The sequence below is a fragment of the Cohnella laeviribosi DSM 21336 genome (assembly GCF_000378425.1).
Lineage (GTDB): Bacteria > Bacillota > Bacilli > Paenibacillales > Paenibacillaceae > Cohnella > Cohnella laeviribosi.
In genome coordinates this window covers 1-16892 of record NZ_KB899839.1, presented here as the reverse complement: position 1 = coordinate 16892, position 16892 = coordinate 1, and the positions used below count along the sequence as shown (strand labels likewise).

Here is a 16892-nt window from a genome sequence, read left to right as displayed (position 1 = left end):
TCTGAACCGTCTTCTTTTGGTCCCTTCCGACAAACGAGCGAACCAACGTTGCCGTTCGGCTAGAAAAGACGAGTATGTACGGGCAGCTATATTGGATTTTGTGCAGGAAGCCGGCTCCTTTCGCCCATTTCCGGACCGTATGCTGGATAAATCCGTTGAAATTGCCGGGGGAGAACGGCATTTCCGGTTTTAGCGGGCCTAAAAACGAGATAAATCCAACATAGACCGGCTTTCGGCACCTAAACGGCTAATTGGGTTGGATTTTTCCTCGTGCAGGGATGCGAATGAAGTGTAAAAACCGCAACTAAAATTTAAATTTCGTCTGAAGTGGGGGTTATCGAGCTTTCCAATTGCCAAAAAAGAAACTGCATGCGCGAAAAAGCGTGTGCGGGGCAAAATAATTGCTTTTGAAGCAACTGCGGAAACGGTCGTGTTAAAAGAGTGAACCGAGCTGCGCAATCTCACCGGACTGCCGCTCGGTTTTTTGTTACCCGTTCATGGGGACCGCCGCAGATCGGGGCAAGAGGCAACGAACATGAGCGAACGGGATATCGGCCAATATCGGCAAAAGAGATGCGCGCGCAAAAACGCCGCAGGCGTTCAACGGAAGGGGAGCGGAGTCCCCGCGATGGAACGCCGTGCGGCTTTGTTTGTCGGTTCGGCTTATGACCGGCCCTGGCCGACCAGACTGTTTTTGCGGATTTCGACGGTGCGAATGCGGTGGTTTTCTTTTTCAAGCACGATGAACGTGTACGCATCCACCGTAATTTCCGATTTGGGATCGAATTCGGAAAGCTGATTGTACAGCCACCCGCCGATGGAATCCACCTCTTCGTTCCGGATGTCGGTGCCGAGCAGGTCGTTGATGTCCGACAGCAGCACCTTTCCGTCCACGATATAATGATCGTCCGCGATTTTCTCGATGGGCTTGGGTTCGTCCGAGTCGAATTCGTCGCGGATTTCGCCGACGATTTCCTCCAGGATGTCTTCGATCGTAATCAGGCCGGACGTGCCGCCGTATTCGTCGAGCAGAATGGCCATATGCACCTGTTCCTGCTGCATTTTGCGCAGCAGCTCGCTTACCGGCATCACCTCGGGAACGGTCAGGATCGGCCGGATCAGCGAACGAAGATCGATTGCGGACGGGGCGGTCACATATTCGATAAAAAGCTTTTTCGTATTGATGAACCCGATGACGTTGTCCTTGCTGTCGGTTACGACCGGGTAACGGGTATACTGCTCGGTACGGATCGTATTCAGGTTTTCCTCAAAGCTTTTGTTCGTATACAAACAGACCATGTCGGTTCGGGGAACCATAATTTCCCGGGCAAGCAAATCGTCGAAAGCGAAAATATTGTTGACGTAGCCGTATTCGCTCTTGTTGATGTTGCCGCTTTCGAGGCTGTCGGAGAGAATGATGCGGATTTCTTCTTCCGTATGCGCTTCTTCGTGCTCGCTGGCCGGCTTCATCCCGAACAACCGGATCAGCTTGTTGGCCGAACCGTTAAGCAGCCAAATGAACGGATAGGCTACTTTGTGAAACCAGATGATCGGCTTGGCCGTCAGGAACGCGATGCGTTCGGCCAGGTTGATCGCCACCGACTTCGGCGCAAGCTCCCCGAGCACGACGTGCAAATACGTCATGGCGACGAAGGCGATCAGATAGGAGAGAAAGCTGCTCATTTCGCCGCTAAGGCCGAGATCGTCAAATACGGGATGAAGAATCTTCTCTACGGTCGGTTCGCCGAGGGCGCCGATGCCGAGCGCGGTAATGGTGATGCCCAGCTGGCACGCGGACAAATAGCCGTCCAGATTGCTCGTGACCTTTTGCACCGCAAGCGCGCCTTTGCGTCCTTCTTGAACCAGCTGATCGACCCGGCTGGGGCGAAGCTTGATGATGGCAAACTCCGTGGCGACGAAAAAGGCGGTTAGAAAAACCAGTACGGCAACCAAAATCAAATTGACGACCAAATCCGTTTCCAACTCCAATCCAATTTATTTGAAAAGTTCTTATGAACTTATAATAAGACCTGGAGATTTGAATCTCAAATGCGGTTTTGGGCGGGATTCGCCTGAATTGGCCGGTTAGGGTCCAATATCCATCATTGCGGGAAACGGGGAGGACTTTTATGGCTTTGACAATCCGTTATCTTCATTTTATGATGAGTTCAAAAGAACTTATGACAAGAAGGTGACCGAACATGGAAACCTTTACGCTGACTCGCCGCGAGATGGCCTTGTTCCTCCGGGCGTTGTCGGGCACCTGCCAGAAGTCGCCGCTTGTCGTGCTGCAGGAAGCATGGATTCGGGCTCACCGCGAGGATCTGGAGCAGGGAAAATCGTTTGACGCTCTTCTGTCCACTCTGTTGCCGCAAGTGTTCGAAAAGCTCGTCAAAGGCCAGAAGCCGACGGGTTTTTCCCTTCGCGATATTGTGTCTCTGGGCAACTTGATCGAATACACGAATTTTTCCGTCACGTCGATGCAAAATTGGGTTAAGCGCGATTTCAAAGCCTATCTGGGCACGCCCAAAGCCGGCAAAAAATATTCCCTCGACCAGATGGTGCTGCTGTTCATGATCGAGGACCTCAAGTCGTCGCTCGATTTCGAATCGATCCGCCAGCTGTTCGAGATGCTGTTCCACCCTTTGGACGGCGGCTCCGAACCGGTCATTCATCCGCTTCAGCTGTACGAATCGTATTCCGCGCTGTTCGAAGAGCTGGACGAGAACAACGACCAATTGCTGGACGTGCCGATTCACGACGGGAGCCTGCGCAACCACGACGCGTTTATCGAGCAGCGGATCGTGCAGAAGACGGAGCACTTCGTGAAGTCGCTCGAGCACCTTAAGCCGGAGGAACGCGAGACCGTGCGGAACGTGCTCATCATCGCGCTCATTTCCGTGCAGACCGCCTTTTTCCACTCGCTGTCGCGCCGTTACTGGAACGCCACGCTGTTTTTGCGGCATTTGCGGAGTCTGTGAAGATCATTTGCTTCCTTATGGCAGCGGATAAAGGCGAATCTTTCGCCGCTTGACAGTATTCGCCTCATTTGGCTATAATCATGGCATACTTTTATGGCTGTGAAAAGGAATAGTAGCCATCTTCGCGTCATCCAGAGAGCCGGCGGCGGGTGCAAGCCGGTTGTCGCGAACGGCGAACTCGCCTTGGAGCCTCTGCGCGTAATCCGGCCCGTCCGCACGGAAAGCGGCTTGTCGGCAAGCGCGGCGGTTTCTCCCCGTTACGGAGACTGAAGTGGACGGATGCCCAGGCAGGGCGAACGTCAACTAGGGTGGTACCACGGGAGCCAGACTCTCGCCCCTAGCGTTTACGCTGGGGCGGGAGTTTTTTCGTTTGGCGCGAACTGCGCAAGCACACATTTTGACAGAACAAAGAGAGGGGCATAAACGCCATGACGCAAGACCAGCAGCAATCCGGCTATCAGCCGCAGCAGATCGAACCCAAATGGCAGCGCTACTGGGAAGAGCACAAGACGTTCCGCACAACCGAAGACAAAGATAAGCCGAAGTTTTACGCGCTTGACATGTTCCCTTATCCGTCCGGCGCAGGCCTTCATGTCGGCCACCCCGAAGGATACACCGCGACGGATATCGTCAGCCGCTACAAGCGGATGCGCGGCTACAACGTGCTCCACCCGATGGGTTGGGACGCGTTCGGGTTGCCGGCGGAGCAGTACGCCTTGCAGACGGGACGGCACCCGAAAGACATTACGGAAGAGAATATCAACAACTTCCGCCGCCAGATCAAATCGCTCGGTTTCTCGTACGACTGGGACCGCGAGATCAGCACGACCGATCCGAATTATTACAAATGGACGCAATGGATTTTTATCCAGTTGTATAAGAAAGGACTGGCGTATGTCGCCGAGGTGCCGGTCAACTGGTGTCCCGCGCTCGGAACGGTGCTCGCGAACGAGGAAGTCATCAACGGCTTGAGCGAACGCGGCAATCATCCGGTCATCCGCAAGCCGATGCGCCAATGGATGCTGAAAATTACCGAATATGCCGAGCGCCTGCTGGAAGACCTCGAGGAGCTGGATTGGCCCGAAAGCATCAAGGAAATGCAGCGGAACTGGATCGGCAAGTCGACCGGCGCGGAAGTGACCTTTGCCGTCGACGGGCACGAAGGGCTGTCGCTTACCGTGTTCACGACGCGTCCGGATACGCTGTTCGGGGCGACCTATTGCGTCATCGCTCCCGAGCACGAATTCGTCAAGAAAATTACGACCGAAGAGCGGCGGGCGGAGGTCGAGGCTTACATCGAGCAGGCCGCGCGCAAGAGCGATCTGGAACGCACCGATCTGGCCAAGGACAAGACGGGCGTGTTTACGGGCGCTTATGCCGTCAACCCCGTCAACGGCGCGAAACTGCCGATCTGGGTCGCGGATTACGTTTTGGGCGGCTACGGCACCGGCGCGATCATGGCCGTACCGGGCCACGACGAACGCGACTGGGAGTTCGCGACCAAATTCGGTCTGGACATCATTGAAGTCGTCCGCGGCGGCAACGTGAAGGAAGCGGCTTACACCGGCGACGGCGAGCATGTCAACTCCGGCTTCCTGAACGGGCTGCATACGCAGGACGCGATCGCCAAGATGATCGAGTGGCTGGAGGAGAAGGGCTGCGGCCGCGGCAAAGTCACCTACCGGCTGCGCGACTGGCTGTTCAGCCGCCAGCGCTACTGGGGCGAGCCGATTCCGATTCTGCATTACGAAGACGGAACGATGGAACCCGTGCCGGAGGAGGAGCTTCCGCTGCTGCTGCCGGACGTGGAGTCGATCACGCCTTCGGGAACGGGCGAATCGCCGCTGGCGAATGTGAAGGAATGGGTCGAGGTGACCGATTCCAAGGGGCGCAAGGCGCGCCGCGAGACGAACACGATGCCGCAGTGGGCGGGAAGCTGCTGGTACTACCTGCGGTTCATCGATCCGCACAACGACAAGGAGATTTGTTCTCCGGAGAAGCAAAACGAATGGCTGCCGGTCGACCTGTACATCGGCGGCGCCGAGCATGCCGTGCTTCACCTGCTGTACGCGCGCTTCTGGCACAAAGTGCTGTACGACCTTGGCGTCGTCACGACGAAGGAGCCGTTCCACAAGCTGGTGAACCAAGGGATGATTCTCGGCACCAACAACGAGAAAATGTCCAAGTCCCGCGGCAACGTCATTAATCCGGACGATATCGTCAACCAATACGGCGCGGATACGCTTCGGATGTACGAAATGTTCATGGGGCCGCTGGAGGCGACGAAGCCCTGGAATACGAACGGGGTGGAAGGCATTTACCGCTTCCTCGGGCGCGTATGGCGCTTGTACGTGGACGACAACGGCCAGTTGAATCCCAAGATTCAGGACGTACCGGGCGCTGAAGGTTTCCGCCGCACGTGGCACAAGACGATCAAGAAAGTGACCGAAGATTATGAAGCCCTGCGCTTCAACACGGCGATCAGCCAATTGATGATTTTCGTCAACGAGGCGTACAAGGCGGAGGTGCTGCCGAAGAAAGCGATGGAGAACTTCGTGCAGATGCTGTCGCCGATCGCGCCGCATATTGCGGAGGAACTGTGGCAGCGGCTCGGCTACAACGAGACGATCACGTACGTGGCTTGGCCGGAATACGATCCGGCGCTGACCGTCGATGCCGAGGTTGAGATCGTCGTGCAGGTGAACGGGAAGATCGCCGAACGCGTTTCGATTCCGTCCGATCTGGACGAAGAGGGCATGCGGGAGCTGGCGATGGGATTGGATAAAGTGAAGGAACTGACCAACGGCAAAACGGTTCGCAAAGTCATTGCAGTCAAAGGCAAGCTCGTCAATATCGTGGCGAACTGACAAAGATGGGGCGGCACCTCTCTATGAACATAGGAGGTCCGCCCCTTTGCATTTGCGGCTGGTCAAGGGTTGCCCCGGGGTCCCCTCCGCTTTTGGGGCCGTAAGGAAAGCTCCGCCTTTTCCAGGTCTTCTTTGAATTTGGCGTGGGTTGTTTGCAACACCCGGGAAAACGCGTTTTTCGTCGCCCGGTCCAGTTCCGCGAGCGCCGCGGCGGTAATGCCGCCCGGCACGGACACCCTTCGCTGCAGATCGGACGGCGAACAGTCCGGCTCCTGCAGCATCCGGGCCGAGCCCAACAGCATCTCGCAGGCGAGCGTAGTGGCGGTCTCGCGGTTGATGCCGGTCTCGGCGACCGCCGCTTCGATAAACTGTTCGAGCAAAAACGCGAAAAACGCCGGTCCGACGCTGGAAAGGTCGGAAGCGACCCGGACCTTCTCCTCGTCAATTTCCACCGGCCGGCTGATCGATGAGAACAACTGCCGAAGAAGCGCGCGGTCGTCGTCGTTTAATCTGGCGCTGAACATGAAGAGAGTCGCCCCGCATCCGACGGAATTGACGACGCTCGGAATGATTTTGGCGACTTTGGACGGAACGATCTTCTCAAGCGTTTCAATCCGGATCGGGCTTGTGATCGACACGATGATCCGGTCTTTCGTCAAAACCGGCAAAATATCGTCGAGCACGGCGCGAAAATCGGACGGTTTGACGCAGAGAAAGATCAGATTCGCATCGCTTGCGGCCGAAAGGTTGTCGTCGGCGACAGCGAGTCCGGGATAGCGGGCGGCCAGAGCTTCCGCTTTGGAGCGCGTACGGGATGCAAGCGTCACTTGTTTCGGCGACAGCGCTCCCGCTTTCAGAAACGCTTCCGTCAACAGGCTGCCCATGCTGCCCGTACCGATGAAGCAGACCTTCAAGGCTTCTCCCCTCCTCACTGACGCTTGCTTCATTCCATTTTATGAACCGGGGGTTGGCCGACATGCGCTTTCGATTCAAAAAAACGGAAGGAGATGACCCGAATGCGCGATTTTTTAAGCCGAAGCCCGTCTGCAGGGCGGCGTATTGCGGCGGCTGCGGCCGTTGTGGGAGCCGCTTTGTTGGGCTATGCGCTGATGCAGCCGACGAAAGGAGCGGACATCCCCGGATGGGAGCCGGTCAACGAGGCGATGGCCGAGGTGTTGGCCGCAGAAGGGCGGGAGTCCGGCTCTCCGGGCGGGGCGTCCAAGGGGGCGGCTCAGGCCGCGGCCGTATCGCCTGCCGGGCCGGCCGCCGCTTCGGCGCCATCGGCCGCTCCTCCCGGTACGGAGAGGCCCGGAACGCCTGAGGCGCCGGACGAAGCGGCGCAGGCGGCGTCCGAAGCGCCGGAAGCATCGGCGGCGGCGAAAACGGGGCAAGCGGCGGCATCGGGGCCAGCGTCGAATACAGGGCCGGCAACGGTACCGGGGCAAGCATCGGCGCTTGCCGGGGCAACGACATCGCCGGCCGCCCCGGCTGCCAAACCGGATTCCGCCGCTTCCGGATTGTTGGACCTGAACGCGGCGACCGAGGATCAGCTCGACGAGCTGCCGGGAATCGGACCCGCCAAAGCGCGGGCTATCGTCGAATACCGGAAGACCCGCGGAGCCTTTCGCTCGGTCGAAGAGTTGAAAAACGTCAAAGGAATCGGCGAAAAGCTGTTCGCCAAAATCCGGAATCTGGTTACCGTGGCTTCTTCCTGACGACGCATGCGATCGAAAATCCGCTGCTTTTTGAGGGCTCACGGGAGAAGGAAAGACGCGCCGGAGGGCCGGTCGGCTCGGCCTTTGGAATGCCTTTTCTCTTAACAGGAAATATGAGACAATAGAAAGGAATTTGTCGGCGAATGACGACATCCTGTACGGCTTGGATCGGGCGTTGGCGGCCAGCCAAGCGGAATTCGCGTTTATGAACATCCGGTTCGCCGCGCAGAGGCGCCGGATGGGAAGGAGGCAACCCCATGGCGCAATCCGTGCGCAAGGATTGGGACACTTATTTTATGGATATCGCGTTCATGGTTTCAACCCGCTCGCGGTGTCCTAGGCGTCATGTCGGCGCCGTGCTCGTACAAGGCAAAAAGCTGCTCGGGACCGCGTACAACGGCGCGCCTATGGGCGTGCCCGACTGCTCCGAGGCCGGCTGCATGATCGTGGAGGAATATGAGCCTTCCCCCGGAGACGGGGCCCCCATGGTCAAAAAGCAGCGGTGCATCCGGACGATTCACGCCGAACAAAACCTGCTGCTGTTCACCGACCGCATCGACCGCGAAGGCTCGACGGTTTACGTGACCGACGAGCCCTGCTGGACGTGCGCGAACATGCTGGCGAACAGCGGCATCAAGGAGATCGTATACCATCGGGCGTACGCGAAAGACCATGAGAAGGTTTCCGCTCTGATGGAGCAGAAAGGCTTGCTGTTTCGCAGGCTCGACGGCTACACCCCGCCGCCGGATACCGAAGTCCAGGACGCGGCGGAATGAAACGGCGATGGCAAAGGGGAAGAACCTCTTGCGCTTTGAGCGCGGGAGGTTCTTTTGTGTTTGGCGATCGGCAGAGAGTTTCGACAAGGAGGCGGCGATATGGCCAGAAGGCCGTTGGTTGCGGTTGCCGGATGCTGGGCTGCGGGCGGCGCCGTGCTGTCCGTTTGGGAAGGATGGACCGTGCTTGCGGTTTTGGCGGGCATGCTGCTGCTTTTGTCCGCTTGCGCGTATTTGGGGCGAATGCCGCCGAAGCTTGCCATTCTGCTCGGTCTTTCGATCGCGCTGGCGGCGGGGGAGAGGGCATGGGTCGAGGCGCGCAATGTGTCCGTCCTGCCGTCGCTGCTCGGCGATCCCGACGGCCGGCAGGTCGAAGCGTCGGGCCGGCTGGTTTCGCCCGTGGACGTAGACGGGGATTTGGCGACGTTTCGGCTGCGCCTTTCGCGCCTGTCGGAACATCCGGTCGTTCCGAAGGAGAAGCTGCTCGTACGCGTCCGCTTGGCGGCGGAGGAAGAGAAGCGGGCGGCTGCTTCCTGGAAGCGGGGGGATGCCGTTACGGTCGCCGGAGAGCTGCGGCTGCCGAACGAAGCCAGTAATTTCGGGGGGTTCGACTATCGTTCGTACTTAAAGCGGCAGGGCATTCATTGGACGCTTTCCGCCCGGGGCGCCGCATCCGTCGCGCCCTTGGGCGAACCGGTTCCATGGAGCGCAAAGCCGCTTCGCTGGATTGACGAGATGCGTTCGCGCATCGGCGGCCTCATGGACAGGCTGTACGGCGAGGAAGACGCCGGCTATATGAAGGGGCTGGTCGCGGGAATCCGGGAAGATCTCGATCCGCAGCAATTCGATGCGTTCGCCAGCCTCGGGTTGACGCATATTTTGGCGATTTCCGGGCTCCACATCGGCGTCGTCGTCTTTTTGCTGCTTCGGCTGGGGGCGGTCTTCCGCTTGACCCGCGAGCGGTCGCTGGATCTGACGATGGCGGCGATGCCGGTTTACATGCTGCTGACCGGCGCTTCCCCTTCGGCGGCAAGAGCCTGTCTGATGGCCATGATCGCGCTGTATTTGGCCCGCCGCAACAGGCTGAAAGACGGCCTTCATCTGCTGTCCGCATCCGCTCTGATCATGCTGGCGTGGAATCCGCGGTTGATCGAGGACGTCAGCTTCCAGCTTTCTTTTCTCGTAACCGCGGGTTTGATCCTGCTTGTGCCGATTGCATCGGCTTATTTGCCCGTTCGCTTCAAATCGCTAAAAAGCGCCCTTGCGGTGGCGATTACCGCCCAAATCTGCTCGCTGCCCGTGTCGATTTTTTATTTTCATCAGTTCCATTTCCTTTCCCTTCCCGCGAATCTGCTGCTGGTCCCGTTCATCAGCTTTGTCGTCCTCCCGCTCGGAATGGCGTCGGTCGTGCTCGGCGCGCTTTGGGGCCCCCTCGGCGCCTATGCGGCCCAAGCCGCGACGTGGTGCAACCGGTTGACCTTCGACTTGACGGATCGGCTCCAGTCCGCCGGCTTTCTGCAGACCTACTGGCCGCAACCGCCGCTCGCTTGGGTGGCGTCGGCCTATCTTCTGCTCGGCTTAACCGCCGTTTGGCTGAAATCGCGCCAGAACCGCAGCGAAGCGGCTCGGGTCATGGCGGAGCGCCATGCGGACCGTCTCCGGCGTCTCGAGGCGTTCCGCTTCGATCCCGGAATCCGGGCGAAACGGGTTCGGGCGTACGCCGAAACGGCGTTTGCGGCACACGAGGCGACGCGGCCGTTTGCCGCCGGACACGGGGAGGGCCTGACGCAGGGTGGAACGCAGCCGCTTACCCCTGAAGACGAGGCCGTGAAGCCAACGGCTCCTGCGCCGCAAGGCAGGCGCATCGGCCGTCTTGTTGCGGCTATCCTGACCGTCCTGTGGTCCTTGTGGCTGATTTGGGGTCTGCAGCCGGCCTGGTTGGACCGGACGGGGAAGGTGATGTTTTTGGACGTCGGACAGGGGGACAGCATCCTGGTGCGGACCGGCCAGGGCCGGTTTGTTCTGATCGACGCCGGAGGGACCGTTTCGTTTCGCCGGGCGGACGAAGCGTGGAGGGAACGCCGCGACCCGTACGAGGTCGGACGGAAGACGCTGGTGCCGCTGCTCAAGCAGCGGGGCGTGCGGCAGCTCGATGCGCTCGTCCTGACGCACCTCGATCAGGACCATATCGGAGGCGCGTTCGCCGTCCTGCAGCATTTCCGGGTGCGCGCCCTGCTGTTCAACGGCACGCTCAAGCCGACCGCGGAGGCCAAGCGGCTGTTCGAGCTTGCGCTCCGATCCGGCGTATCCCTTTATGCGGTTCACGAAGGGATGCGGTGGGCGATCGACGGTACGGCGCAGCTCGAAGCGCTTTATCCGGCGGGGGCGGGCGGAGCCGGTGAAACGATCGCAGTCGTGGACGAGCAGAACGAGCGCAGCGTCGTGCTGCTGCTTACGTTGTACGGCAGGCGCTTCCTGCTGCCGGGAGATTTGGAAAAGGCGGGAGAAACGGCGATCGTAACCCGCCAGTCGGAACGGGCGGCGTCGCAGGCAAAGGCGAATGCGGCGGATATGGGAGGGATCGACGTGCTGAAAGCGGGCCATCACGGCAGCAACACGTCCACATCCGCCGTATGGCTCATGTGGTGGAGGCCGCGCGAGGCCGTTATTTCGGTCGGGCGGAACAATGTGTACGGCCATCCGCATCCCGACGTTCTCGAACGGCTGCGCCGGGCGGGCACGCTCTGTTTCCGCACCGATTTGAACGGAGAAATCCAGTACCGGGTGCGGCCGGACGGTCGGCTCGACCGAAGGACGAAGCTGGCGCAAGCGGCCGTTCCGTAAACCGGAGTCGGCCCGGGCCGGAAGCGCGGAAAAAACGGCGACTGAACCGTCTCCGTTTGGCCCTTTCCGGCGAACGAGCCGCGAGCGAACCCACACTGCCGTTCGGTTCGAAGACAGGGATAGACGGGAATACCACGCGTTGAAGTCGGTCGCAACGTGAGCTTCGCTCGGAGGGGGCCGCCCCGAGCGCGATTGGGTTACGTGCGGTAGTGTGCAGCACGCCAAGTAGTCCGTCCAGTACGCTACATTGCTTGCAGTCGCTGCGCTTACCCGTTAAATAGTCCGTCCAGTACGCTACATCGCCGCCGTCCGCGGTGCTCATCCGCCAAGAAGTCCTTCCAGTACCCTACATTGCCCCCAGCCGTGGTGCACAACCACCAAGTAGTCCGCCTAGTACCTCATATGGCCTCGAGCGGTTATATTAGATTTTGTGCAGGCTGCGCCGCGCAATCTTGGACAACTTCGGCCTCTGCCGATTTGCCGTTCGTTATTCTCTTTTCGGGTACCGCGCGATTCTTGGGCAGGGGGGCAAAATTCCAAGTTCGACAGAGTATTTGGAAATGCTTGTTCGTTCATGGGTCGGCCGCCGAAAATACCGCCTTTTGACCGGACAGACAAACGTCCCTTTTTTTGCTAGACTGTGAGTGGTGTTGTTCGTTTCGCGTTTCTAGCAATTGGATATGAAAGTCCCGGGAACTTCCGGACCGACGGGATGCAACCTTTGGACGAAAGATTGCGTCAATGGAAGTGCAGGGGAGGAGGATCTTCTGTGGTGGAGCTCAGCCTGATCAAAGCTGCGCAAGCCGGCGATCGAGACGCCCTTGTCGCGCTGCTCCGCGAGATCGAAAGCCAGGTGTACCGAACGGCTTATTATTTATTGAATAACGAGCAGGATGCGTTGGACGCTTCGCAAGAAGCGCTGATCCGGATTTATACGAAAATCGATTCCTATGAAGAAAAAGCGCAATTTCGGACATGGGTGCAACGGATTGTCACGAACATTTGCATCGACAAATTCCGCCGCAACCGCCCTTCGGTTTCCATCGACGAGCATGAGCTTGTTTTTCATGCGGCGGACGATGTGGAAGGGGAAGTGATGTCGCAGTATGCGGCCGAAGACATACGCCAAGCGATCGGCAAATTGCCGGAGCACCACCGGACGGTGGTCGTGCTCCGGTATTTGCAGGATTTTTCGTATAACGAAATCGCGGATTCTTTGAATTTGCCGCTCAACACGGTCAAGTCTTATTTGTTTCGAGCCCGGCAACAGCTACAGGTGCTGCTGCATGATTATCGGAAAGGTGGTGTCCGGGGATGAAGTGCGAAGAGGTGATGGAACTCGTGCAGCGTTCGCTTGATGAAGATTTGAGCTCTCAGGAACATGCCAGCATGATGGAGCACATTCGGCAGTGCCCGGAATGCGCTGCGATGTTCGACCGCCTCACCCGCCTGTCGCAAAACCTTGCGGAGCTGCCGCGGGTGGAGCCCCGGTACAGCCTTGTGGACGCCATATTGCCGCAGTTGGAGCAAATCGACGCCGAATCGGCGGGCGTCTTGGCCGCCGGCCCAACCGGAACGGACGGCGATTCCGGCAGCTCGGGCGCGGCAGACGCCGCTTCGTTCCCGGCGGCGGAGCTCTCCCGGACCGAAGCGGACGGTCCGGCAAAACGGCCGGCCCGGTCGTGGATGCGGCGGTTCGGGGCAGCCGCGACGGCGGCTGCGGCCGCCGTCATCGCTGCGGTCATGGCCATCCACCCGTCGCCGTGGCTGTCGAATACGGCCAAGAAAGACCAAGCGTCGGAGGCCGGCGGGAATGCCGTCATGAATTTGAGCGCGGCATCGGCGGACTCCGCCCCTGCGGCAAGTCCGTCCTCCGCGGGAGCAAATGCGGATGAGGCTCTCCCGAAGAATCCCTCGGAAAATCCGGCTCCCTCTCCCGGACCGGCAATGGCGGAAGATCGCGGCTCCGGGAAGGACGAGACGTATGAGGAGACGCGGTCGATCGGCAAAAGCGGCGATGGGGAGGCGAAAACCGGCGCAAGCCGGTTGGAAGACAAAGCTGCCGGAACAGGCCAAGCGCCTGCGGGAAGCGGCAACAAAACGTTCGAAAAAGGCGGCCAAGCGCCTGCGGAAGACGCCGCCCAAGCACCTGCGGCAGCCGCCGGCGAAACGCCCGAAGAAGACGGCGCGAAGGCGCTCGACGCCACCTCGCCTCCCAGCCTAACGCCTCCCTCGCCGGGTGCGGAGCCGCCGCATGAAGCGCTTGCCCTCCCTTCGGCTTCGCCGTCGGCGGACGGGCCGGCATCTCTTGCTTTCGGGTCGGTGAGCTCCCCCGACGGGACGCGCTACGCGTTCGCCGAAGGCGGACGCCTGAAGGTTTGCGATGCGGACGGCAAGCTTCTGTTTGAGAGCGAGGAGCGGCCGGGGACGCTTTCCCGCCTTCAGTGGAGCGAAGACGGCAAGACGGTTTACTACGCATGGACGGCGGAAGACGGCACGGAATCGGTTTATTCCTGGAGCCTGGAATCGGGAGAACGGAAGGGCGGCTGAAGGCTGCACCATTCGGCTCCTTCCTGCGTATAGTGTACGGAACGGCGGAAACCGCCAGAAGGACGAAGGTCGCGGTCGTTCGCGCTCGGTACCATGGGCCGGCCGGCGAACGTTGACATAGATGTCCTACGACAAAGGGATCGCGTCCCAAGCCAGGCGCGGTCTCTTTGTTGTTTTTTTGCCGATCTGAACGTATAATTTTCTGAATGAGCGAGAGAGCGACAACGGGACGGAGGGCATGTGATGGAGTCCGGACAAGCATTTCGCGAGCTGCGGGAAGGCAAAATAAGGCCGGTATACGTTTGCTGCGGCATGGAAGCTTATCGGATGAACGAATTTACGGAGCAATTGGTCTCGCGGCTTGTCGAGCCGGAACACCGGGAGATGGCGATCATGCGGTACAATACGTCCGAGCATTCGATCGACGAAATTATCGACGAGGCGGAGACGCTTCCGTTTCTTGTGCCGCATAAGCTGGTGATCGTACGCGACAGCGTCGTGTTCGCTTCTTCCGGGAAGGAAGCGGCCAAGATCGAGCACCGTCCCGAAAGGCTGCTGGAATATATGCGGTCTCCGATGGAAACGACCGTTCTCGTCTTTATCGTTCCCCACGAAAAACTGGACGAGCGCAAGAAAGTGTCCAAAGCCGCCAAGCAAAGCGACGCGGTGGTAAACTTCTCGCCCCTGTCGGCGGAAGAGCTGATGCAGTGGGTGGCAAGGCGCGCCGAGAAGCAGCGGCGGACCATCGAACCGGCGGCCCTTACGGAGCTGCTTCGCCGCGTCGGCACGGATATGGCGGCGCTCGCGGCCGAAACGGACAAGCTGTGCCTGCACGCGGGAGAGAACGGAACGGTGACCGCCCAATCGGTGGCCGACCTCGTGCCCGCGAGCACGGAGCAAAGCGTGTTCAAGCTTACGGAAGAAATCGCGGCGCTGCGCACGGACCGGGCGCTCGCGATTTACTACGATCTGCTCAAACAGCGGGAAGAGCCGATCAAGCTGACCGCGCTGCTTGTCCGGCAATTTCGCAATATGCTGTTTATTAAGGAGTTGTCCAGGCAAGGCTACACGCCCCAGCAGATCGCCGGCCAGACCGGCTTGCACCCGTATGCGGTAAAGATGATGGGCGAGCATATCCGCAGCTTCAGCACGGACCGGCTTGCGCGAATTCTGGAGCGGCTTGCCGAGCTCGATTACGCGATGAAGACGGGACGGGTGGAAAAGACGCTCGGGCTGGAGCTGTTTCTGATGGAGACGGGAGCGCGGGGAGGCTGACGCCCCTGGCTTTTCGGCACAGCCGGACGGAAAAAGAGCCGTACCGTGCGGGATCGACCGCACGGTACGGCTCTTGCGCTGCTTATGTCAGGAGCAAGCTTACGCTTGCTGGGACAGAGCGTTCAATTTTTTGGCCAGGCGGGATTTTTTGCGGGCAGCCGCATTCTTATGGATGAGGCCTTTGGTTACCGCTTTGTCCAGCTTCTTCTGAGCCAGTTGAAGTGCTTCTTTGGCAGCGTTCACGTCGGCGCTGGCAATAGCCAGATCGGCTTGCTTGACGGCCGTGCGGAGCGCGGATTTTTGGGAAGCGTTACGCAGACGGCGCTTTTCGCTCGTCTTCGTCCGTTTGATGGCGGATTTGATATTCGGCATTGATTTCACCTCCCACTGCAAAACAAGAAGTATTTCTCCACACAACTTGTAACATTCTATCATGCAGGGGGGCAAAACGCAAGCAGAACCGGTTAAGGGATTGCGGCGATTTTTCCCGCGGCGGCAAGCTTTTGCCGTCCATCCTGTTGTCGAAGGGGGAAGGCCCAAAGTGGCGGATGAACGTCTGGATTTAAGCCAATACGGTGTGAGAACGGATCTGGCGCTCGAGGCCAGAGAAGCGGCGCAGGCCGACGGAAACGGCGACATCCCCGGTGTGCTGAGCGAGACGAACAAGGAATCCGGCATTACCGTAACGCGGATGCACATTCAGAACGAGGAAGGCGCGCGGCGGATCGGCAAAATGATCGGCCACTACGTCACGCTGGAGGTTCCGGAGCTAAGGCGCGGCGATTCCAGCCTGCAGGATAAGGTGGCGACGACGTTTGCGCGCGAATTCGAGGCGTTTCTGCAGCGGGTCGGAATCGGCAAGGACGCGAGCGTGCTGATTGTCGGGCTGGGCAACTGGAACGTGACGCCCGACGCGCTCGGCCCGCTTGTCGTGGAGAACACGATGGTGACCCGGCAGTTTTTCGAACTGATGGCCGATCAGGTGAACCCGGGCTACCGTTCGGTAAGCGCGGTGGCGCCGGGGGTGCTGGGCACGACCGGGATCGAGTCGAGCGATATTGTGCGGGGCATCGTGAACCAATCCAAACCGGAATTGGTGATCGCCGTCGATGCGCTCGCCGCCCGCTCGCTGGATCGTGTCAATACGACGATTCAGATTGCGGATACGGGCATTCATCCCGGGTCGGGCATCGGCAACAAGCGCAAAGGGCTGACCAAGGACATTCTCGGCGTGCCGTGCATCGCGATCGGGGTGCCGACGGTCGTGTACGCTTCCACCATCGTCAACAATACGATGGATATGGTGTTCGACCATATGAAAAAGCATACGGACAACACCGAGCCGCTGTTCGGCGTGTTCGGATCGATGTCGGAACAGGACCGTCTGCAGCTTGTCAAGGAAGTGCTCGATCCGCTCGGCCATAACCTGCTCGTTACGCCCAAGGAAATCGACCAGTTCATGGAAGACATCGCCAATATTATCGCCAGCGGATTAAACGCGGCGCTGCACGAGGCCGTCGATACCGGCAATGTTTCGGCTTACACCCATTAAGCGGGAAGTCCGGAGAAAAAGACGACAAAGAAGCCTGACCAAACCTTGAACTGACCCCCGTCAAGTAGACAGTACAAAAAAATAAAAATCGGTTAAGCGGCCTTGGTCCTGAATTCCATGGGACTGAGGCCGTTTAGTTTTGCCTGTAATCGCTCGTTATTGTAAAAACGGATGTAGTCATCTATGTCTTTTTTGAGTTCCTCAAAGGTACTGTATGTATGCAAATAATACCTCTCACATTTCAGGGTTCCCCAGAAGGCTTCCATTGGACCATTATCAATACACCTGCCAACTCGGGACATGCTCTGGGTTAGTTTGTCGGCAAAGAGCTCCTT

General features: G+C 59.1%; 13 protein-coding genes and 1 other annotated feature. Of the genes, 9 read left to right on the top strand and 4 right to left on the bottom strand.

The window, feature by feature from the left end:
* Positions 1-663: 663 nt before the first annotated feature.
* A complete protein-coding gene (locus F560_RS0117105) occupies positions 664-1971 on the bottom strand; it encodes a hemolysin family protein (RefSeq protein WP_019006984.1) in 1308 nt (435 codons plus the stop codon).
* Between the two features lie 230 nt (positions 1972-2201).
* Between F560_RS0117105 and F560_RS0117100 the strand changes: the two genes are divergently transcribed.
* The gene (locus tag F560_RS0117100) at positions 2202-2981 is read left to right on the top strand and encodes a DUF1836 domain-containing protein (RefSeq protein WP_019006983.1); all 780 of its coding nucleotides are present in this window, start codon (positions 2202-2204) and stop codon (positions 2979-2981) included.
* Between the two features lie 90 nt (positions 2982-3071).
* Positions 3072-3323, top strand: a binding site (T-box leader).
* Positions 3324-3409: 86 nt separating this feature from the next.
* Positions 3410-5848, top strand: a complete 2439-nt coding sequence (gene leuS, locus F560_RS0117095) for a leucine--tRNA ligase (protein WP_019006982.1) — start codon at positions 3410-3412, stop codon at positions 5846-5848.
* Positions 5849-5910: 62 nt separating this feature from the next.
* Here leuS and comER read toward each other — a convergent pair whose 3' ends face one another.
* On the bottom strand, positions 5911-6762 hold the full coding sequence (comER, locus tag F560_RS0117090) for a late competence protein ComER (protein WP_019006981.1): 852 nt from the start codon (positions 6760-6762) through the stop codon (positions 5911-5913).
* 102 nt (positions 6763-6864) lie between these two features.
* Between comER and F560_RS25655 the strand changes: the two genes are divergently transcribed.
* From F560_RS25655 to holA, 6 genes are all read left to right on the top strand, one after another.
* Entirely contained in the window at positions 6865-7563 is a 699-nt protein-coding gene (locus F560_RS25655; RefSeq protein ID WP_019006980.1) for a ComEA family DNA-binding protein, read from the top strand.
* 257 nt (positions 7564-7820) lie between these two features.
* Positions 7821-8339, top strand: coding sequence for a deoxycytidylate deaminase (locus F560_RS0117080; protein ID WP_019006979.1), 519 nt, complete (start codon positions 7821-7823; stop codon positions 8337-8339).
* Positions 8340-8438: 99 nt separating this feature from the next.
* Positions 8439-11180 (top strand): ComEC/Rec2 family competence protein, encoded by a 2742-nt coding sequence (locus F560_RS0117075; protein ID WP_019006978.1) that lies wholly within the window; start codon positions 8439-8441, stop codon positions 11178-11180.
* 769 nt (positions 11181-11949) lie between these two features.
* On the top strand, positions 11950-12498 hold the full coding sequence (locus tag F560_RS0117070) for an RNA polymerase sigma factor (RefSeq protein WP_019006977.1): 549 nt from the start codon (positions 11950-11952) through the stop codon (positions 12496-12498).
* Positions 12495-13730 carry an anti-sigma factor family protein gene (locus F560_RS0117065; protein ID WP_019006976.1) on the top strand — a complete coding sequence of 412 codons (1236 nt, stop codon included), beginning with the start codon at positions 12495-12497 and terminating at the stop codon, positions 13728-13730. Before F560_RS0117070 ends, F560_RS0117065 begins: the two co-directional genes overlap by 4 nt.
* A 243-nt stretch (positions 13731-13973) precedes the next feature.
* On the top strand, positions 13974-15005 hold the full coding sequence (gene holA / locus F560_RS0117060; RefSeq protein WP_019006975.1) for a DNA polymerase III subunit delta: 1032 nt from the start codon (positions 13974-13976) through the stop codon (positions 15003-15005).
* Between the two features lie 99 nt (positions 15006-15104).
* Here the strand turns inward: holA and rpsT are convergent, their stop codons facing one another.
* A complete protein-coding gene (rpsT, locus tag F560_RS0117055; RefSeq protein ID WP_019006974.1) occupies positions 15105-15377 on the bottom strand; it encodes a 30S ribosomal protein S20 in 273 nt (90 codons plus the stop codon).
* 169 nt (positions 15378-15546) lie between these two features.
* On the opposite strand from rpsT, the gene gpr reads away from it, so the two are divergent.
* Positions 15547-16557 carry a GPR endopeptidase gene (gene gpr, locus F560_RS0117050; RefSeq protein ID WP_019006973.1) on the top strand — a complete coding sequence of 337 codons (1011 nt, stop codon included), beginning with the start codon at positions 15547-15549 and terminating at the stop codon, positions 16555-16557.
* 92 nt (positions 16558-16649) lie between these two features.
* Here the strand turns inward: gpr and F560_RS0117045 are convergent.
* The coding region (locus F560_RS0117045; RefSeq protein ID WP_019006972.1) for an IS3 family transposase at positions 16650-16892 on the bottom strand (243 nt) is incomplete at its 5' end.

Bases quoted from the DNA above. Each gene is read 5' to 3' on its own strand.
- F560_RS0117100 (WP_019006983.1), top strand. From the start codon at position 2,202: ATGGAAACCTTTACGCTGACTCGCCGCGAGATGGCCTTGTTCCTCCGG.
- F560_RS0117065 (WP_019006976.1), top strand. From the start codon at position 12,495: ATGAAGTGCGAAGAGGTGATGGAACTCGTGCAGCGTTCGCTTGATGAA.
- holA (WP_019006975.1), top strand. From the start codon at position 13,974: ATGGAGTCCGGACAAGCATTTCGCGAGCTGCGGGAAGGCAAAATAAGG.
- F560_RS0117080 (WP_019006979.1), top strand. From the start codon at position 7,821: ATGGCGCAATCCGTGCGCAAGGATTGGGACACTTATTTTATGGATATC.
- F560_RS0117075 (WP_019006978.1), top strand. From the start codon at position 8,439: ATGGCCAGAAGGCCGTTGGTTGCGGTTGCCGGATGCTGGGCTGCGGGC.
- rpsT (WP_019006974.1), bottom strand. From the start codon at position 15,377: ATGCCGAATATCAAATCCGCCATCAAACGGACGAAGACGAGCGAAAAG.
- leuS (WP_019006982.1), top strand. From the start codon at position 3,410: ATGACGCAAGACCAGCAGCAATCCGGCTATCAGCCGCAGCAGATCGAA.
- F560_RS25655 (WP_019006980.1), top strand. From the start codon at position 6,865: ATGCGCGATTTTTTAAGCCGAAGCCCGTCTGCAGGGCGGCGTATTGCG.